The following is an 18,849-nucleotide window of genomic DNA, read 5'->3' on the forward strand; positions in this document are numbered from 1 at the left end:
ATGGGCAATGTAATAATAGAATAATCTTAAAATAATACGAAATGCAAGATTTAAGTAATTATAGGAAGTCATATGAAAAGAGCGAGTTATTAGAATCATCCATTCCGGAAGATCCAATTAACCTTTTCAATCGATGGTTTTACGAAACAGAGGATTTTGGAGGAAACGAAGAAGTAAATGCAATGACAGTAGCTACAATTGGTTTGGATGGATTTCCCAAATCGAGAGTTGTGCTATTAAAGAAATTTACAGAAGAAGGATTTATATTTTATACCAATTATAATTCAGAGAAAGGCAAGGCTATTGAGGCGAATCCTCAAATATGTCTTTCTTTTTTTTGGCATAGTATGGAGCGTCAGGTAATTATAAAAGGGATAGCCCAAAGGACATCAGAAGTTATTTCGGATAATTATTTTGATTCAAGACCAGAAGGAAGTAAGTTAGGTGCCATAGTTTCTAATCAAAGCGAGGTTGTTCCTTCTCGTACTTATCTTGAGGAAAATTTAAAACAATTAGAAGTAGATTTTGAGAGCATGGTAATTCCAAGACCAAAGCATTGGGGTGGTTTTTTAGTTGTTCCAGTTGAAGTTGAATTCTGGCAAGGCAGACCAAATCGCCTACACGACCGAATTCGATACACTAGTCAAGAAGATTTATCTTGGAAAATAGAGCGTCTCTCTCCTTAGTGTAAGAAAAAGAGTTGGTTAATTGTTAATTTAGTGTAGATTGTCGATTTTATTTGGTGGTTTGTCGGTAAAAAAAGTAGTTTTGGAACCTAATAAAAAACAAAAAATTAACAAATCTATACATCAGTTCGTCTTAGTAACTGATTTGTAATTAACCTACTACAAAGATTAATGAAATTAAAATCCCTGTTCGCATTATTACTAGTATTAGTAATATGTACTATGAATTCGTGCTCTGCTGATCCTTATGAAACTCTTACAAAATCAGATGCTTCCACGGCATTAGAAAAAAAAGCAGTTAAAGAAAACCCCACAACTGATTTATATAACTATTCTTATACTAGTTCCGAAATCCAACTTATGGATTTAGTAAATGCTTATAGAGTGAGTATTGGCTTAAGTTCATTAACAAAAAGTAATTACGTTTCCTTAAAGGCAGAAGAACACAATAATTATATGATAAGTACTAACACGCTTAGTCATGATAATTTTAATGCGCGATTTGATGATATCATGAAAACTGTTGGAGCTATAGCAGTGGGCGAGAATGTAGCTGATGTATATAGTACACCGCAAGCGGCTCTAAATGCCTGGTTGAATAGCCCTGCTCACAAAAAAAATATAATTGGCAGTTTCACCCACTTTGGAATTTCAATAAGAGAAAACTCTGTGACTGGCAAAAAATACTATACTAACATATTTGCAAAAATATAATATGGTTATATTTTTAAAAAAGAGGCTGCAATTTACCAAATTGCAGCCTCTTTTTTTGTTTAAGCTAATTATTGATTATACTTTTTGAATCAAATTCGATATTTCATTCAGGTGTTGCTTTAAGTTAAAAGGCATTCACATAAATAGGAATCGTTCCTATATTCTACTAATTATTTTGGAAATTTTGTTGGTTTAAATACGATACGATAGAAGCTATCTTATCATATTTAATTTATTAATGAATAATTTGCATTTTATTTTAATATTAAATGAAAGTTTAATGCGGTTTAATGTCTTTTATGGTTCTATACTTTTAACTTTTAATTGCCATAAAAGTAAGTTAAATATGATGTTTTAAATTAAAATATGTATTTCATCGATTATTTTAGTCTGTTTAACGGAATTGTATGTATGTTTGAGAAGAATTAGAACACATACTAAATACAACATTAAAGAAGTTTGCCCCACAATCTACTTTAAACTTAAACTACTGAATTATGAAAAGAAATTTACTTAAAGCAATACTTTTAACAGCAGTTATTTTTACTTTAAATTCATGTTCTTCAGATGCTTCTGAAGCATCTACAGTAGAAGCAAAATCACAAGTTGTTGTAAACTATACGTATACTGCTAGCGAATTAGAAACAATGAAACTGATCAATGACTATAGAGTAAGTGTTGGTCTTAGCGCATTAGAACCAATTAATTTTATCTCTGTTAAATCAGAAGGACACGATAATTATATGATCTCTAATAATGTGGTAAATCACGATGGTTTTGTAGATCGTTCTGAAAATATAATAAAAGCACTAGGAGCTAAAACAGTAGGAGAGAATATAGCTTATAATTATAATACTCCTCAAGCAGCCATCAATGCTTGGTTGAATAGCCCAGGTCACAAAGAAAATATAGTTGGTAATTTTACTCACTTTGGAATTTCAATAAGAGAAAATCCTGTAACTGGTAAAAAATATTACACTAACATTTTCGCAAAAATATAATTGGATTATTTTTTTTAAATTAGAGGTTGTCTTCCCCAAGTCGCAGCCTCTTTTTTTATTTTAGGAAACTTAAGTGTTGTGTTTTTTTCTCTTTAAAGATTCAGTTAAGCTATTATTATCTTCTATGTATCTTCGTTATATCTTTTTAATGAAGTACCTTCAATACCTTATCTACTATATTTTAAATAGCGTTACTCTAAAATGAATCAAAAAGTATGACTGTATAGTATCTCAATATATTATGTAGTTCCAGTCTTTTTCTTGACCTTTAAAGAAAAAGTAAAGTATAATCCCTTTTTGTATTCTAGTTTGAAAGCGGAAATATGGTTTTAGACCGTACATAATTACTTGATGTCTCAAAACTAAATCACGTTACTACACTTCTTTACTTGGATTTACTCATTTGCAGGACTTTCCTCATTATTTATAAAATAAGAAATTGTGTAAATTGGGATAAACACAATACCTTTGGAACATTCAAAATAAATATAAAATGACAACCCATCTCGCACTGCTCCGTGGAATTAATGTTTCTGGTCACAACATGATAAAAATGGACGCACTAAAAACAACATTGGAAAACATTGGTTTTACAAAAGTGGAAACTTATATCCAATCAGGGAATGTTTTTATAACCACAGAAGAAGAAAATGCAGCTAAAGTTGGTTTTATCATCAAGCAGGAAATTTTTAAAGTTTTTGGTGGTGACGTGCCAGTAATCATTCTTAATGCGGCAGATCTTAAAGCTTGTTTCTCCAATAATCCTTTTTTGAAAGAGAAAGAAGTAGATACGAAGAAATTATACGTTGCTTTTGTGTCTAAAGAGCTTCGTTCTGAAAATATCAATGATTTGAAAATTAGCCAATTTAAACCTGATGAAGCGCATCTAGACGGCAATCGGATTTTTATTAAATATGCTGTCGGGGCTGGGAAAACAAGATTAGATCAGAAATACATTGAGAAAAAACTAAACCTAACGGCAACAATTAGAAACTGGAACACAGTCACACAATTGTTGAAGATGTATGAAGAAATGACTTAGATTAAGAGGTGCCTTTTGAATATATACTAACTGCTGATTCGCAAAATACTATTCTTGTATCCTGCGAATTAGCATTTTTTTTAAACTAAATTTAAAATAGTTTGTTTGTATCTACTTATGAATTAGTAAATCGTATGGTTTAGATGCAAAAACGATTTATATTTACTACTACGTAATTAATTCTATTGATTATTAGAAACCTTAATTTATAAGAGATGAATTTCAAACTTTCCGTTATCATCAGTATCTTTTTTGTTTGTTTTGCCACCGGGCAAACGGGTACTCCCAATGATTACTTAACTTCCCAGTTCCACAAAGAAAGAAGAGCTGCCTTACGCAATAAAATGCCTAATAATAGTGTAGCTGTATTTTTTGGCAATGCGGTTCGTAACAGAGCCAATGATGTAGATTATGTGTATCACCAAGATCCTGATTTTTTCTATTTAACAGGATACAAAGAACCCAATTCGGTTTTAGTTATTTTCTCGAATGAACAAACAAATAAATCCGGGAAAACCTATAATGAAGTTCTTTATGTTCAAGAAAAAAATACTCGAGCAGAGCAATGGACCGGAATTCGTTTAGGCACTGAAGGCGCTAAGAATAATTTAGGTTTTGACGTCGCTTATAACGGCAAAGAGTTTTTGAATTCAGGGATTAATTATGCCGACTTCAGTTCGGTTCTTTTTAAGGAATTTAAAGATGATTACCGGGATTCGAAACGTGATGAAGCTGATTTGTATAAATTGGCAGAAGCATTTAAGAATCAAGTGGGATACAACGTAAAAGCAGAACCAAAAATAGATCGTAATCTCCAGAATGAGTTTCGAAATAAAAAAAGCATAACTCAAAAAAAAGTAACTATCGATACCCAGTCGATTCAAACGTATATGGCGAGTTTACGTGAGATTAAATCCAAAGAAGAATTAGTATTACTGACTAAGGCAGTTCGGATTTCAGCCATGGGACAGCGTGAAATAATGAAAGCGATGCATCCTGGAATGTCCGAAACTGAGATACAAGGAATTCATGAATTTGTTTATAAAAAGTATGGTTGTGAGTTTGAAGGCTACCCTTCAATTGTAGGTGCAGGAAATAATGGCTGTGTTTTACATTACATAGAGAATAGTAAAATGAAGGTCGAAAATGATTTAGTCTTAATGGATTTAGGTGCGGAGTACCACGGCTACACCGCCGATGTAACCCGAACAATTCCTGCAAATGGGAAATTCTCGACAGAGCAGAAACTAATTTATGATTTAGTTTATCAAGCACAAGAAGCTGGAATCGCCACTGTAAAACCGGGAAATAGCTTTAATTCGCCTGATATTGCAGCACGGAAAGTGATCACAGCAGGTTTAATGAAACTGGGGATTATAGCGAAAGAAGAGGAGTCAAGAGTCTATTTTCCGCATGGAACCTCACATCATATAGGTTTAGATGTTCATGATCCGGGACTATACGACACATTTGATATTGATATGGTTCTTACGGTAGAACCAGGGATTTATATTCCTAAGGGAAGTGATTGTGATAAAAAATGGTGGGGAATTGCCGTGCGAATCGAAGACGATATATTGGTTACGGCAAATGAGCCAGTAAACTTATCTGGGGAAGCCCCGAGAAAGTCGGAGGAAATTGAAGCGCTGATGAAAGAAAAAAGTGTGCTCGACGGTTTTACTTTGCCTAGTTTAGACTAATATATTTATTTTCATAAATAGTGATTTTATGATTCACTTGTACAATTAAAACTCCGATATCAGTTGATTTCGGAGTTTTTTTATGCTAATTACTCTTAAAATAAATATAGTGTACTTCTGTTTCTTATGATAATATTCGGAATAGTTTCGGAGATTTTGTTTTAAATTTATACTTAAATTAGTAAAAGTTTGTATGGTAACGTGTTTAAAAACAAAACATTATGGAATCAAATACGAAAACAATTATTACGGTAGAAGCTATAATTGATGCGCCAATAGAAACGGTTTGGAAAAATTGGACTTCGCCTCAAAATATTGTTATGTGGAATGCTGCTTCTGAGGATTGGCATACGACTTGGGCTGAGAATGATTTGCGAATTGATGGAGAATTCTGTTTCAGGATGGAAGCCAAAGACGGAAGTGCCGGTTTTGATTTTAGAGGAAAATATGAGGAAGTTCAAGCAAATGAACAAATTACATATACCGCGGATGACGGAAGAAAAGTAAAAATTATTTTCACAAAGATGGAGTGTAAAACCAGAGTGGTACAGCTATTTGAAGCAGAAACTGAAAATCCAATTGAATTACAAAAAGAAGGTTGGCAGGCCATTTTAAATAATTTTAAAAATTATGTGGAACAGCATCTTCAAGAAATAAGTTTTTCAAAATGGAAAGTTTAAAAATTACACCTTGTTTATGGTTTGATAACCAAGCGGAAGAAGCCGCCCGTTTTTATGTTTCCATTTTTAAAGATTCAAAAATGGGAAACATAAGCTATTATACGAAAGAAGGTTTTGAAATACATGGAAGGGAAGCAGGATCAGTATTAACGGTCGAATTTCAAATAAATGGACAAGAATTCACGGCTATGAATGGAGGGCCTATTTTTAAATTTAGCGAAGCAATTTCCTTTCAGATTTTTTGTGAAACGCAGGCAGATATAGACGAGTATTGGGGAAAACTCACTAAAAATGGGGAAGAAGGGCAGTGTGGCTGGCTAAAAGACAAGTACGGCCTTTCGTGGCAAGTGGTACCGACGGTTCTTTCAAAATTAATGCTAGACCCGATAAGAGCAGAAAGGGTTATGAAAGCCTTTCTGAAAATGACAAAATTTGACATTGAGAAAATACTGCAAGCATAGAAGAGAATAAATAGGACTCATAAAAAACAAATACTCCATAGTTTCTTTCACTTCGGAGCACTTTTTTTTATGAGAACCGTTAATTTTCTATTAAATCACAATACCAAAATCCGAAATCGAAAGCATCACTTGTATCAGTATCACAAGTAATGTTAGAGGAACTTTCTTTTGGTTTTTCATATTTGCGATACACGATTTCTCCAACCTCAAAATCAATGGGCTTTGAGAAAATAGGTCCGTCAAAAGTGAAGGTATGAAACTCACCGTTTTCCCCACAAACATCTACATTTTCAGGTAAATCGTTGATAAAATCCTGATCAATTATCCTTCCTACAAAACTTTTGTCGAGGAAACGCTCGTTGACACAAACTACAATGGTTTTAAAGCCCAATCCAATGAATTCCCGTATTAAGTCATCCGTTGGTACTTTCCAAAGTGGAAAAACGCCTTCAAATCCCATAGTGGCTAATTTGTCTTCCCTGTATTTACGAAGGTCTTCCAAGAATATATCACCAAAAATTGAGTGGGTTACACCTTGATTTTTCAATTTTTCCAATGTTGTCTGCATCACGCTTTCATACACTTCCATCGTCGGCATTTCGGGAATTTGCATGATTTCAAGCGGTAAGCCGATGCTTTTGGCTTGTTTTTCCAATAATTCTACACGAACCCCGTGCATGGAAATACGCTGAAATTGTTGATTGACGCTGGTGAGCAAACAACTAATTTCAAATTCCGGATTTAGCAAGGTTTTATAAAGAGCTAAAGCAGAGTCTTTTCCACTACTCCAGTTAAAAATGGCTTTCTTTTTCAAGGTTTTTATATTGTAAATTTCTATTGGTAAACTTACAAAATTACTTCTGTTTGTTCCTGATTCCTTTGTAACTTTGGCTTTTACTTAATTAAATTTTCTTGAATGAAATACCTGTTTATTTTAATCTCTTCGCTAGCTTTCGCCCAACAGACAAGATTTGTTGATTTTAAATTGGTTTCTGGTCAATTGACTTTAGATGCAAAAGAGAAATCTGTTGCGGGTTCGTTACATTATTGGTTGGAGGTATTAAAACCTATTGATACTATAAAAATAGACGCACAAAACATGAGTTTTACAGAAGTAAAGCTCAATGATAAGCCGGTGCCGTTTATAAATACAGAGAAGCAATTACAAATTATATATCCGTTTAAAAAAGGTAGAAATGAAATTAGTTTTGGATATGCAGCCATACCTAAGCAGGCTTTATATTTCGTAGGTTCTGAAAGGGACGATGATTTGCAAATCTGGACTCAAGGTCAAGGGAAGTATACCAGTAATTGGTTTCCGAGTTTTGATGATGTAAATGAAAAAGTGATTTTTAATATAGAACTGGCTTTTAGTCAAGAGTATCAGGCGATTTCTAATGGAATATTGACTAAGAAAACGACGAACAACAACATGACTCTCTGGGAATATAGAATGGAAAAACCCATGAGTTCTTATCTGTTGATGCTTGCCATCGGTAAATTTGATCAGCGTACTGAGAAAACAAAATGCGGAACTGAATTAGAATTATATCTGGAAACTAAGGATACGGATAGGTACGAACCTACTTACCGTTATTCTGTTCGAATGTTTGATTTTTTGGAGAAAGAAATAGGAGTGAAGTATCCTTGGAAAGTATATAAGCAAATTCCGGTTCGTGATTTTCTATATGCCGGAATGGAAAATACGTCCGCAACCTTATTTTCCAGTCGTTATGTAGTTGATACCACTGGTTTTGAAGATCGTAATTATACTAATGTCAATGCACACGAGCTGGCGCATCAGTGGTTTGGAGATTTAATCACAGCCGAAAGCGGAAAACACCATTGGCTACAAGAAGGCTTTGCGACTTACTATGCTTTACTTGCAGAACGAGAAATTTATGGAGATGATTATTTCTACTCGAAATTATACGAAACAGCACAGCAAATTAAATATGCATCCAGAACGGATACAATTCCGGTTTTGAATGAAAAAGCAAGTTCTTTAAGTTTTTATCAAAAAGGTGCTTGGACCCTGTTTGCTCTCCATGAAGCAATAGGAGATAAAGCATTTAAAAAAGCGGTACGTAGTTACTTGGATAAATATTCTTTTCAAAGTGTTAAAACGCAGAATTTCTTTGACGAAGTGAATAAAGTGTCTGATTTTGATACCGCTAAATTTAGTAAAGTATGGCTTGAGTCTACTGTGTTTGATACAAAGACAGTCAATGAGTTACTTAGTAAAAATAAAACTACTCAGTTATTACTTGAATTGGATAAAATTAAGAAAAAACCACTTTCAGAGAAAGCTGGATTTATGGAAGAGATTCTTCAATCAGATGCTTATTACGCTCCAAAAGAAGCAGTTGTTAATCAGCTAAAAAATGAAAAATTTGAAGCTAAAAAGAAGCTCTTGGAGTTGGCTTTAGCTACTAATAATGTCCAAGTTCGTCAGGCTGTTGCCAATACAAATTCAAAAATCCCCGAGGATTTCAGGATTCAATATGAAAGTTTATTAAGCGATAAATCGTATCAGACGCAGGAAATAGCTTTGTTTTATTTATGGAATAATTTTCCAGAACAACGTTCTGTTTACTTGGAACTATCTAAAAACTGGATTGGTTTTAGCGACTATAATGTAAGAACATTATGGTTGTCACAGGCGCTATCTACTCCAGAATATGAAGCGGACAAAACAGCTCTGATAACAGAGCTGATCAATTATTCATCACCCAATTATGAGGCTATAACACGTCAAAAAGCATTAGAAAAACTTATCGCTTTTCAACTTATCAATGATGCTGTTTTAAAGAATTTGGTAAATGCTACGACACATCACATGTGGCAGTTTTCAAAATTTGGAAGAGACACCATCAGAAAATTATTGAAAGATAAGGAGATGGTGCTTTCGTTTGAACGAATTTTACCTCAATTAGATGAAAAAGAGCAGTTTCAGTTAAATCGACTGTTAAAAGAATTGTACATTTAGGTGGTAAATTGGATAGGATTACGGTATGAAGTAAGTTTTTCAATTGTTATTTTGTATTAAAAAATTGATTCTATGAGAGCATTAGTGATTTCTGGAGGAGGCAGTAAAGGGGCATTTGCTGGAGGTGTTGCCCAATATCTATTAGAAAAACAAAATAACAAATATGATCTTTTCATTGGGACTTCAACTGGAAGTTTACTGATTCCACATTTAGCATTGGGGAAGATTGACAAAATTTACAGTGTTTTTACAGAAGTTAGCATGAGTAAAATTTTTGACGTCAATCCATTTGTTGTCAAAAATAGAAATGGTATTCATGTTGTCTCAATCAATCATTTCAATGTAATAAAACAATTTTTGAGGAGAAGAAGGACATTCGGCGAAAGTAAAAAATTGTTAAAATATATCAAAGAAAGTTTTGCTATTGAAGAGTTTGAGCAACTAAAGACATTAAAAGCTGACATTGTAATTACCGTTACGAATCTTTCCAAAAACCAAGCGGAATATAAATCAATTCATGATTGCACTTATGATGAATTTTGCGATTGGATTTGGATTTCAAGCAATTATATTCCCTTTATGAGCTTGGCTCTTAGAAATGGTTTTGAATATGGCGATGGAGGCTTTTCTAGTTTAGTTCCAATTCAAGAAGCCATTCTTCGTGGTGCGACCGAGATTGATGTCGTCGTCTTGGAAACAGAAAAAACAATTGGTAAAATTGTTATTGGTAAAAACCCGTTTTCACTGCTGATTGATTTGTTTAGAATTGCCTTAGACCAAATTGAAAAACACGATCTATTGTTAGGAATCCTCTCAGCTTCTGACAATAACGTAAAACTAAATATATACTATACCCCAGTAGAATTAACCCATAATGCTTTAATATTTAATAAAACTAAAATGAAAGAGTGGTGGAAAAAGGGATTTAATTTTGCGCAAAATAAAAGTAAAGGTATCAACGATAGAATTTGATTTTTACCACAATTCTCCCACTTCATTTTTGATAAAGGCTAATGCGGCACTACTTGGTGATGGTTTATCCAATAAATCACTGATAACGGCTTCGCGCAAACCATCAGCATTGATCACTTTTTCGTTTTTAGCAGCCAAACGGATTATTTGGATGGTTGCATTTTTGGCAGTAACGATAATTGACCAGCATTTTTCTGAAATATAGATTTGTTGAGCTAAATTATGTTCAAACTCTTGTTCGATCTGCGCAATTACAAAATTGCGGTATTCATCTTTGTCTTGTGAAAGAGGGTTAATTCTCACTATCAATTGAGAAGGATTAATGCGCTCCATCAACAAGGTCATGCGTTCATAAGCTTGTAAACGTAATGGAAGCATTGCAGACTGATTGTCTTTTTGCAACAACCAACGTCTGTTGTTTTGTTGATCTTTAAAATGAGCATCAAATAAATAGTAGGCAACAGCGCCAGTAATTAATGATGGAATAGTGTAAGCTAATATTTCGATGATATTTATAGAACTCATGTTGATTTAAATTTTGTCAAGCAAAAATATACTTTTTGATTTAATTACTCCTTATTTATAGTGCAATTTACAATGGCTAGTACTATTTTTGTAAAAAATATATAGCTGCATTTTTCGCTGGCTGAATTGGGAATATAAATGGAAACATACATTATTGTTTTGCTTTGCGTAGCTGCTTTTGCTGCGGGGTTTATCGATGCAGTTGTTGGAGGAGGCGGTTTGATTCAGACTCCGGCAGGTTTAATATTACTACCTAATTTACCAGTTGCAACTGTTATTGGAACCTTAAAAATACCAGCTTTCAGTGGGACTTCATTTGCAGCGTACCAATACCTGAAAAAGGTCACGATGAATTGGCGGTTGTTGATAATTATGGTAGCTGTAGCAATTCCTTCAGCCTTTTTGGGTTCTAATTTACTCACCTATATGAGTAATGATTTTATGAAGCCATTGTTACTGTTTATTCTTTCGTTATTAGCCATTTATACTTATGCAAAGAAAAATTTCGGGCAACATATTGCTAAAAACCTTTCTAATCGAACGCAAATATTTAATGCTATAATGATTAGCTTTATTGTTGGTTTTTATGATGGATTTATTGGTCCAGGCGCAGGTAGTTTTTTTGTAGTGGCCTTTATTGCTTTAATGGGATTTGATTTTCTTCACGCTTCCGCAAATGCTAAAATGGTGAATCTTGCGACTAATTTTGGTTCTATATGTCTGTTTATGATAAAGGGAAAAATCATTTGGGCAATTGCTTTGCCAATGGCGGCTAGTAATGCCGCTGGTGGATGGCTAGGAGCAAAAGTGGCAATTACGAAAGGAAACGGATTCATCCGAATATTCTTTTTAGTAGTTGTGGTAGCGACATTAATTCGGTTTGCTTACGATGTGTTTTTTATATAAAATAAACCGTTTTTCAACACAAACACTTTCTAACTTAACATTATATATTTCTTGTTTCAAATTTTTTAGATAGGGATTGGATAGTCACGTCTGAATTTTGATTTTTCTAGTTCAATCATAAGAAATGAAATCTGTTTTTTAATTCTTAAATTCTTATTTTTGCATAAATAGATAATTTCCATGCAAAAATACATTTCCCAACTTAACGAAGCACAACGCGAACCCGTATTACAAAAAGACGGTCCAATGATTATTATCGCTGGTGCCGGTTCAGGAAAAACACGTGTTTTGACGATACGTATTGCCTATTTGATGAATCAGGGAGTGGACGCATTTAGTATTTTGTCGCTGACTTTTACCAATAAGGCAGCACGTGAAATGAAAAAGCGTATTTCTGATATTGTAGGGTCTAGTGAAGCTAAGAATCTTTGGATGGGAACGTTTCACTCTGTGTTTGCCAGAATTTTGCGATCGGAAGCACATTTGTTAGGATATCCTTCTAATTTTACGATTTACGATTCTCAGGATTCGCTCCGTGCTATTTCTGGAATTATCAAAGAAATGCAGTTAGATAGAGATGTTTATAAACCCAAACAGGTTTTAGGTAGGATTTCCAACTTTAAAAATAGTTTGATTACCGTAAAGGCGTATTTCAATGATCGTGATTTGCAGGAAGCGGATGCAATGTCCAAAAAACCTCGTATGGGGGAATTATACCAAAATTATGTAGATAAATGTTTCAAGTCCGGAGCGATGGATTTTGATGATTTATTATTAAAAACCAATGAACTATTAACTCGTTTTCCGGAAGTTCTAGCGAAATACCAAAACCGTTTCCGTTATATTTTAGTGGATGAGTACCAAGATACGAATCATTCTCAGTATTTAATTGTTAGAGCATTATCGGATAAGTTCCAAAATATTTGCGTGGTTGGTGATGATGCGCAAAGTATTTATGCGTTTCGTGGAGCTAATATCAATAACATCTTGAACTTCCAGAAGGATTATGAAGGGGTTAAGACCTTTCGTCTGGAACAGAATTACCGTTCGACAAAGAATATTGTGGAAGCGGCGAATACGATTATCGATAAGAATAAAACTAAACTGGATAAAATCGTTTGGACGGCCAATGATTTTGGTCCGAAAATAAAAGTACACCGCAGTATGACGGATGCTGAAGAAGGTCGTTTTGTTGCTGGAACGATTTTCGAACAAAAGATGCAAAACCAAATGAACAATGGTGATTTTGCAATCTTATACCGTACCAATGCACAATCCCGTGCGATGGAAGATGCACTGAGAAAAAGAGATATTCCGTACCGAATTTATGGAGGTTTATCTTTTTACCAAAGAAAAGAAATAAAAGATGTGTTGTGTTATTTGCGTTTGGTAATTAATCCAAAAGACGAAGAAGCATTGATGCGCGTGATTAATTATCCGGCACGAGGTATAGGAAATACCACGGTCGAAAAATTAATGGTAGCTGCTAATCACTATAAAAGATCGATTTTTGAAGTAATGCAGAATATCGATAAAATTGACTTAAAACTGAACTCGGGAACCAAACAAAAACTACTAGATTTTGTTACCATGATTCAAAGTTTTCAGGTGATAAATGAAAATCAAGATGCTTTCTATTTAACGGATCATGTATCTAAAAAAACAGGATTAGTTCAGGAATTAAAGAAAGATGCCACACCGGAAGGGATGGCTAAAATACAGAATATAGAAGAGTTATTAAACGGAATCAAGGACTTTACCGAAGGGCAAAAAGAAATTGATGGCGCTCGTGGTGCCTTATCTGAATTCATGGAAGATGTGGCTCTAGCGACAGATTTAGACAAAGATACTAGTGACGAAGACCGTGTCGCATTGATGACGATACATTTAGCCAAAGGACTAGAGTTTCCTCATGTTTTTGTTGTGGGAATGGAAGAAGACCTGTTTCCAAGTGCGATGAGTATGAGTACCAGAAGTGAGCTTGAGGAAGAACGTCGTTTGTTCTATGTGGCGTTAACACGTGCAGAGCATCAAGCCTATTTAACCTATGCACAATCACGCTACCGTTGGGGTAAATTGACAGATAGTGAGCCTTCTCGTTTTATTGAAGAAATTGACGGACAATATTTAGAATATCTAACTCCTGCAGAAAATAATTATCGATACAAACCGATGATTGATAGTGATATTTTTGGAGATGTGGATAAATCAAAATTGCGTTTGGCTAAACCGGCTAATGGAACGCCTCCACCACAAATCAAAGGAAACGTAGTGAATCCTGAAATAAATATTCGTAAATTGAAGCCTGTAGCCGGAAAATCGGTGTCAGGAGGTGCTAATTTGTTTGACAATAAATTGGTTGCCGGAAATATTGTGATGCACGAGCGTTTTGGAAAAGGGGAAGTATTAAACATAGATGGAGTTGGAGCTGATAAAAAAGCAGAGATCAAATTTGATGTTGGCGGTATAAAAAAATTATTATTACGATTTGCGAAATTGGATATAATCGGATAAAATTTGTTTAATTTTAAAGTTGCCGATATGACGAACTTTAAACTTTACATTTTTAAAACTTTAAACAAAAAATAAAAATGGCTCAATTTATAAAAATATACCCTGATAAACCCAACGAAGCGGCAATAGCCAAAGTAGTTAAGGTTTTAAAAGACGGTGGTTTAGTTATTTATCCAACGGATACAGTGTATGGGTTGGGTTGCGATATTACAAATACGAAGGCTTTGGAACGTATTGCTAAGATAAAAGGGATCAAGCTGGATAAAGCTAATTTTTCATTCATTTGCTACGATTTAAGCAATATATCTGATTACGTACGACAAATAGACACAGCGACTTTTAAACTCTTAAAAAGAGCTTTACCTGGACCGTATACTTTTATCTTACCGGGGAATAATAATTTACCTAAAGAATTCAAAAAGAAAACTACAGTTGGAATACGTGTTCCCGATAATTCCATCGCTTTGGAAATCGTTCGTCAATTAGGGAATCCTATTGTTTCTACATCCATTCGAGATGATGATGATGTGATTGAATATACCACCGATCCAGAACTTATTTTTGAAAAATGGCAGAATCTGGTTGATATGGTGATTGATGGTGGGTATGGTGATAATGTGGGCTCTACGATAATTGATTTATCGGGAGATGAACCGGAGGTGATTCGTGAAGGAAAAGGAAGTTTAGATATTCTATAAATAGCATCTTAGTCAGATAATAAGCCAGTGATTGTATTTGTTTAATTTATATATTTGCATAAAAATAACGATATGTTATTCTTAATTAATATTTAATTGGTTATTAAAAAAATTTTAAGGATACATGGGAGCAGGCCAATTGGCCTGCTTTTTCTTTTTAAAAAAGCAGCATAAAAAAAAACGTTCCGAAATTCGGAACGTTTTTATGTTTCTGTACTTTGAATTCACAAACTACATTATGAAATTTAAAACTATTGTTTTTGGTTTTTCATTTCTTTTTCAATCATTTCGTAGAATTGATCAATTTTTGGCAATACAACGATACGAGTTCTTCTGTTACGAGCTCTGTTATCAGCAGAATCATTTGCTACTAACGGAATGTAAGAACTTCTACCTGCAGCGATTAATTGTGCTGGGTTAACACCTAATTCATTCGTTAATACACGAATAATTGATGTAGAACGTTTCACACTTAAATCCCAGTTGTCAAGTAATATGTTGTTACCAATGTAAGGTACGCTATCAGTATGACCTTCAACCATACATTCGAAATCTGGTTTGTCATTTACTACTTTTGCAACTTTAGCTAAAACTCCTTTTGCTTTATCAGTTACATTATAGCTACCGCTTTTGAATAACAATTTATCAGCAATTGAGATAAATACAACTCCTTTTTCAACATTAATTTCGATATCTGGATCGTTAAATCCAACTGATCTTTTTAGACTTGTAACTAAAGCAAGTGTAACACTGTCTTTTTTAGTTAACGCATCTTGCATTCTTGTAATTTTCAAATCTTTTTCTTTAATAGACTCTAATGCTTTTTCAATATTTTCTGCACCTTTAGTAGTTAATACAGTCATATCTTTTGAAGTGCTGATCAACGTTTGGTTGTGGTCTTTTAAACCAGCAACTGTAGCTGTTAGACCCGCTTTCTCTTCTAAGCAAGAATTTAATTTCACAGTACAACTGTTTAGTAAATCTTGAGTTTCCTTGTTTCTCGCCTCTAGATCAGTGTATTTCTTTTTAGAAACACAAGACGTTAAAAGGGCTAATACGGATAAGGCAATTACAATTTTTTTCATAAATTTAATGTTTAGTGAATTACAAAAATAGTTTTAAAATAGTTAATAAAATATACAATTTAATGTTAAAATCAGTTCGCAAATACCTTGCCACAAATTACATAATATTGGTAAACGATGCTTTTGATATTGTAGTACTTTTTTGTCTGAAAACCACCTCTTTTCTTGTAAGTTATTGAAAATAAAGTATAAAAAGAATAATGGGCTTTTAGAATGGCTGAAAAATGCGAAAATTTTCCTTGAAAAATAAATTGTAATCCCGCAATTCCATCTAAAATCATTCGACTAAATAGAACTGCATACAAACTTTCCTTGGGAACGTTTTTGGTTAACATTAGTAATGAATTTCTGAAGTTTAAATAGGTTTTCTTTGGATTACCCTGTTTTAAGGTAGCTCCACCCACATGATACACCACTGATTTATAATTATACTTTATAGTATATCCCTTATTTATAGCACGCCAGCAGAGATCAATTTCCTCCTGATGTGCAAAAAAATCATCGTCAAACCCATGAAGTTCTTTATAAACATAGCTTCTGATGAAAAAACAAGCTCCTGAAGCCCAGAAAATTTCTCTTTCATTGTCATATTGGCCTTTGTCTTCCTCAACGGTTTCAAAAAGACGGCCTCGACAATAGGGATAGCCAAATTTATCGATGTAACCACCTGCTGCGCCAGCATATTCAAAGTACTTTTTATTTTTAAAATCTAATATTTTAGGTTGTACAATAGCAGTTTGCGGTTCGTTCTTAAAAGTATCTATAATAGGAGATAGCCAGTTTGCTGTAACTTCTATGTCAGAATTTACCAAAGCATATATTTCGGCGTCAATATGTTTCAGTGCTTCATTATACCCCTGTGCAAAACCAAAATTATCGGTGTTTTTTACGATTTTTATTGTTGGGTAGTGCTTTTCTACAAAAGAGATGGACTCATCTGTAGAGGCATTATCTGCTACATAAATAGTGGCTTCTGGAGAAAATGCTATTATCGAAGGTAAAAATTGCTCTAATAATTGTACACCATTCCAATTTAGGATAACGACTGCTATATTCATTTTGATTATTTAGATACTGTATTCAGGGAGTTCGGATAGAAATTGGTATTTCTCATTTTCAAAATCCATTTGGCAAAAGTAATGATTCATTCCATTGGTTACCATCAAATACTCCGCATTCATCGTCATATTGTAACGGGCAACTTGGTCAAACGTAGCTTGGCCTATTTTTATTTCGGGAGCTTTACATTCGATTAAGACGCATATTGAGCCATCCGAGTTAAAGACTACTACGTCATATCTTTTTCGTAATCCGTTGACTTTTAGAACTTTTTCTACGTTAATTAGGGATTTTGGGTATTTTTTTTCTTCCAATAAAAACCGGACGACATGCTGACGAACCCATTCCTCTGGTGTGAGAATGATAAATTTTTTCCTGATTTCGTCAAAAATAGACACTTTATTTTCGCTATTTTTGAATCGAAAAGGATAAGTAGAGAAATTGAGCTTTTGCATAAAGCAAAAATAGTTATTTAGTTTAAAGTTTAAGGTTTAAAGTTGTGCAAGATGCAGCAAACCTTAAACCTTAAACCGTTAAACCAACAAAATAAATGGACGAGGTTATAAAAATTCTGAATGATATAAAAAGCGGGAACATCAAACCGATTTATTTTTTGATGGGTGAAGAGCCGTACTATATTGATATCGTATCAGACTATATTGAAAAAAATGTCTTGTCTGAAGAGGAAAAAGGATTCAATCAAACCGTTTTGTACGGTAGGGATGTTTCTGTTGAAGATATTATTTCTACAGCTAAACGTTATCCAATGATGGCGGAACGTCAGGTAGTGATTGTAAAAGAAGCACAAGATTTGAGCCGTACTATTGATAAGTTGGAAAGCTATGCCGAAAACCCAATGCCTTCTACCGTATTAGTGATTTGTTACAAATACAAGACATTAGATAAACGTAAAAAAGTAACTAAGGTACTGGGGAAAAATGGTTTGGTTTATGAAAGCAAAAAATTATATGAGAACCAGGTTGGCGATTGGATAAAACGCATATTAGCTAGTAAAAAATATACCATTGAACCCAAAGCTAACGCAATGCTTGTGGAATTTCTTGGGACTAACTTGGGTAAAATTAATAATGAACTAGAGAAGCTACAAATTATACTACCCAAAGGAAGTATAATTACTCCTAAAGACATTGAAGAAAATATTGGATTCAGTAAAGACTTTAATGTGTTTGAGCTTCGCAAAGCAATAGGAGAAAGGAACCAACTTAAAGCATACACAATTGCTGAAAATTTCGCAAACAATCCAAAAGAGAACCCAATGGTGGTTACCACAAGTCTGGTTTTTGGTTTTTTTATCCAATTATTAAAATACCACGGACTCAAAGACCAAAATCCAAAAAATGTCGCAGCAGTAATTGGGGTAAATCCTTTTTTCCTAAAAGAATATGATGTGGCGCTTAAAAATTACCCTATGAAAAAGGTAAGTCAAATTGTAGCTTCCTTGCGTGATATCGACGTAAAAAGCAAAGGAGTAGGGGCGAGTTCGATGTCAAATTCCGACTTGTTACGAGAAATGCTATATAATATATTCAATTAGCAGTTAAATTCACGATATTTGCACTTTAAAAAACAGGCTTTAATTATGGGAATGAATAAAAATACCGTCTTAGGATGGGCTACTTTTATAATGATAGTAATGGGTTTACTCTTAATAGGTCTTGGCGCTTTTAGATACAGCGATGTTTCCGGATGGGGATTTGCTGCTGTTGGCGTTGGGTTCTTAGCAAATGCGTGGGTTTTTAGCTCACTCAAAGGGAGACTTTAAAAAAATGTTTTAAATATTGAATTTTAAATTAAAA

General features: G+C 33.8%; 19 protein-coding genes. 14 read left to right on the forward strand and 5 right to left on the reverse strand.

What is annotated here, in order from left to right; translation table 11 throughout:
• Positions 1-41 precede the first annotated feature (41 nt).
• The 7 genes from pdxH (at position 42) to AAC069_RS08585 (ending at position 6,284) form a co-directional block, all read left to right on the forward strand.
• Positions 42-686 carry a pyridoxamine 5'-phosphate oxidase gene (gene pdxH, locus AAC069_RS08555; RefSeq protein ID WP_339920056.1) on the forward strand — a complete coding sequence of 215 codons (645 nt, stop codon included), beginning with the start codon at positions 42-44 and terminating at the stop codon, positions 684-686.
• Positions 687-857: 171 nt separating this feature from the next.
• The gene (locus tag AAC069_RS08560) at positions 858-1,400 is read left to right on the forward strand and encodes a CAP domain-containing protein (protein WP_339920057.1); all 543 of its coding nucleotides are present in this window, start codon (positions 858-860) and stop codon (positions 1,398-1,400) included.
• Between the two features lie 497 nt (positions 1,401-1,897).
• On the forward strand, positions 1,898-2,401 hold the full coding sequence (locus AAC069_RS08565; protein WP_339920058.1) for a CAP domain-containing protein: 504 nt from the start codon (positions 1,898-1,900) through the stop codon (positions 2,399-2,401).
• A 493-nt stretch (positions 2,402-2,894) separates the two neighbouring features.
• Positions 2,895-3,443, forward strand: a complete 549-nt coding sequence (locus AAC069_RS08570) for a DUF1697 domain-containing protein (RefSeq protein ID WP_339920059.1) — start codon at positions 2,895-2,897, stop codon at positions 3,441-3,443.
• Between the two features lie 215 nt (positions 3,444-3,658).
• Entirely contained in the window at positions 3,659-5,143 is a 1,485-nt protein-coding gene (locus AAC069_RS08575) for an aminopeptidase P N-terminal domain-containing protein (RefSeq protein WP_339920060.1), read from the forward strand.
• Positions 5,144-5,364: 221 nt separating this feature from the next.
• Complete coding sequence (locus tag AAC069_RS08580) at positions 5,365-5,823, forward strand: SRPBCC domain-containing protein (RefSeq protein WP_339920061.1); 459 nt, start codon at positions 5,365-5,367, stop codon at positions 5,821-5,823.
• A complete protein-coding gene (locus AAC069_RS08585; protein WP_339920062.1) occupies positions 5,811-6,284 on the forward strand; it encodes a VOC family protein in 474 nt (157 codons plus the stop codon). Before AAC069_RS08580 ends, AAC069_RS08585 begins: the two co-directional genes overlap by 13 nt.
• Before the next feature lie 79 nt (positions 6,285-6,363).
• On the opposite strand, the gene AAC069_RS08590 is transcribed toward AAC069_RS08585, so the two are convergent.
• A complete protein-coding gene (locus tag AAC069_RS08590; RefSeq protein WP_339920063.1) occupies positions 6,364-7,098 on the reverse strand; it encodes a diphthine--ammonia ligase in 735 nt (244 codons plus the stop codon).
• A 102-nt stretch (positions 7,099-7,200) separates the two neighbouring features.
• On the opposite strand from AAC069_RS08590, the gene AAC069_RS08595 reads away from it, so the two are divergent.
• Positions 7,201-9,273, forward strand: coding sequence for a M1 family metallopeptidase (locus AAC069_RS08595; protein WP_339920064.1), 2,073 nt, complete (start codon positions 7,201-7,203; stop codon positions 9,271-9,273).
• Positions 9,274-9,345: 72 nt separating this feature from the next.
• Positions 9,346-10,245, forward strand: a complete 900-nt coding sequence (locus AAC069_RS08600) for a patatin-like phospholipase family protein (RefSeq protein ID WP_339920065.1) — start codon at positions 9,346-9,348, stop codon at positions 10,243-10,245.
• Positions 10,246-10,248: 3 nt separating this feature from the next.
• Here AAC069_RS08600 and AAC069_RS08605 read toward each other — a convergent pair whose 3' ends face one another.
• A complete protein-coding gene (locus tag AAC069_RS08605) occupies positions 10,249-10,770 on the reverse strand; it encodes a hypothetical protein (protein ID WP_339920066.1) in 522 nt (173 codons plus the stop codon).
• A gap of 138 nt (positions 10,771-10,908) precedes the next feature.
• Here AAC069_RS08605 and AAC069_RS08610 point away from each other — a divergent pair, with 138 nt between their 5' ends.
• The 3 genes from AAC069_RS08610 (at position 10,909) to AAC069_RS08620 (ending at position 14,888) form a co-directional block, all read left to right on the forward strand.
• Positions 10,909-11,676, forward strand: coding sequence for a TSUP family transporter (locus AAC069_RS08610; RefSeq protein WP_339920067.1), 768 nt, complete (start codon positions 10,909-10,911; stop codon positions 11,674-11,676).
• Positions 11,677-11,856: 180 nt separating this feature from the next.
• Positions 11,857-14,190: a UvrD-helicase domain-containing protein gene (locus AAC069_RS08615; protein WP_339920068.1), complete on the forward strand. Its 2,334-nt coding sequence runs from the start codon at positions 11,857-11,859 to the stop codon at positions 14,188-14,190.
• Positions 14,191-14,267: 77 nt separating this feature from the next.
• Positions 14,268-14,888: an L-threonylcarbamoyladenylate synthase gene (locus AAC069_RS08620; RefSeq protein WP_091088391.1), complete on the forward strand. Its 621-nt coding sequence runs from the start codon at positions 14,268-14,270 to the stop codon at positions 14,886-14,888.
• 251 nt (positions 14,889-15,139) lie between these two features.
• Here the strand turns inward: AAC069_RS08620 and AAC069_RS08625 are convergent, their stop codons facing one another.
• From AAC069_RS08625 to AAC069_RS08635, 3 genes are all read right to left on the reverse strand, one after another.
• Entirely contained in the window at positions 15,140-15,973 is an 834-nt protein-coding gene (locus tag AAC069_RS08625) for an OmpA family protein (RefSeq protein ID WP_339920069.1), read from the reverse strand.
• 71 nt (positions 15,974-16,044) lie between these two features.
• Positions 16,045-17,031 carry a glycosyltransferase family 2 protein gene (locus tag AAC069_RS08630; protein WP_339920070.1) on the reverse strand — a complete coding sequence of 329 codons (987 nt, stop codon included), beginning with the start codon at positions 17,029-17,031 and terminating at the stop codon, positions 16,045-16,047.
• Positions 17,032-17,040: 9 nt separating this feature from the next.
• Positions 17,041-17,487, reverse strand: a complete 447-nt coding sequence (locus tag AAC069_RS08635; RefSeq protein ID WP_339920071.1) for a type I restriction enzyme HsdR N-terminal domain-containing protein — start codon at positions 17,485-17,487, stop codon at positions 17,041-17,043.
• Between the two features lie 95 nt (positions 17,488-17,582).
• Between AAC069_RS08635 and holA the strand changes: the two genes are divergently transcribed.
• Both holA and AAC069_RS08645 read left to right on the forward strand, forming a co-directional pair.
• Positions 17,583-18,587: a DNA polymerase III subunit delta gene (gene holA, locus AAC069_RS08640; RefSeq protein ID WP_339920072.1), complete on the forward strand. Its 1,005-nt coding sequence runs from the start codon at positions 17,583-17,585 to the stop codon at positions 18,585-18,587.
• A gap of 45 nt (positions 18,588-18,632) precedes the next feature.
• On the forward strand, positions 18,633-18,815 hold the full coding sequence (locus AAC069_RS08645) for a CAL67264 family membrane protein (RefSeq protein ID WP_339920073.1): 183 nt from the start codon (positions 18,633-18,635) through the stop codon (positions 18,813-18,815).
• Positions 18,816-18,849 lie beyond the last annotated feature (34 nt).

This window comes from uncultured Flavobacterium sp., from assembly GCF_963974175.1.
GTDB lineage: Bacteria > Bacteroidota > Bacteroidia > Flavobacteriales > Flavobacteriaceae > Flavobacterium.

Coding starts and splice junctions, on each gene's coding strand:
- pdxH (WP_339920056.1), top strand. CDS start 42: ATGCAAGATTTAAGTAATTATAGGAAGTCATATGAAAAGAGCGAGTTA.
- AAC069_RS08560 (WP_339920057.1), top strand. CDS start 858: ATGAAATTAAAATCCCTGTTCGCATTATTACTAGTATTAGTAATATGT.
- AAC069_RS08565 (WP_339920058.1), top strand. CDS start 1,898: ATGAAAAGAAATTTACTTAAAGCAATACTTTTAACAGCAGTTATTTTT.
- AAC069_RS08570 (WP_339920059.1), top strand. CDS start 2,895: ATGACAACCCATCTCGCACTGCTCCGTGGAATTAATGTTTCTGGTCAC.
- AAC069_RS08575 (WP_339920060.1), top strand. CDS start 3,659: ATGAATTTCAAACTTTCCGTTATCATCAGTATCTTTTTTGTTTGTTTT.
- AAC069_RS08580 (WP_339920061.1), top strand. CDS start 5,365: ATGGAATCAAATACGAAAACAATTATTACGGTAGAAGCTATAATTGAT.
- AAC069_RS08585 (WP_339920062.1), top strand. CDS start 5,811: ATGGAAAGTTTAAAAATTACACCTTGTTTATGGTTTGATAACCAAGCG.
- AAC069_RS08595 (WP_339920064.1), top strand. CDS start 7,201: ATGAAATACCTGTTTATTTTAATCTCTTCGCTAGCTTTCGCCCAACAG.
- AAC069_RS08600 (WP_339920065.1), top strand. CDS start 9,346: ATGAGAGCATTAGTGATTTCTGGAGGAGGCAGTAAAGGGGCATTTGCT.
- AAC069_RS08605 (WP_339920066.1), bottom strand. CDS start 10,770: ATGAGTTCTATAAATATCATCGAAATATTAGCTTACACTATTCCATCA.
- AAC069_RS08610 (WP_339920067.1), top strand. CDS start 10,909: ATGGAAACATACATTATTGTTTTGCTTTGCGTAGCTGCTTTTGCTGCG.
- AAC069_RS08615 (WP_339920068.1), top strand. CDS start 11,857: ATGCAAAAATACATTTCCCAACTTAACGAAGCACAACGCGAACCCGTA.
- AAC069_RS08620 (WP_091088391.1), top strand. CDS start 14,268: ATGGCTCAATTTATAAAAATATACCCTGATAAACCCAACGAAGCGGCA.
- AAC069_RS08625 (WP_339920069.1), bottom strand. CDS start 15,973: ATGAAAAAAATTGTAATTGCCTTATCCGTATTAGCCCTTTTAACGTCT.
- AAC069_RS08630 (WP_339920070.1), bottom strand. CDS start 17,031: ATGAATATAGCAGTCGTTATCCTAAATTGGAATGGTGTACAATTATTA.
- AAC069_RS08635 (WP_339920071.1), bottom strand. CDS start 17,487: ATGCAAAAGCTCAATTTCTCTACTTATCCTTTTCGATTCAAAAATAGC.
- holA (WP_339920072.1), top strand. CDS start 17,583: ATGGACGAGGTTATAAAAATTCTGAATGATATAAAAAGCGGGAACATC.
- AAC069_RS08645 (WP_339920073.1), top strand. CDS start 18,633: ATGGGAATGAATAAAAATACCGTCTTAGGATGGGCTACTTTTATAATG.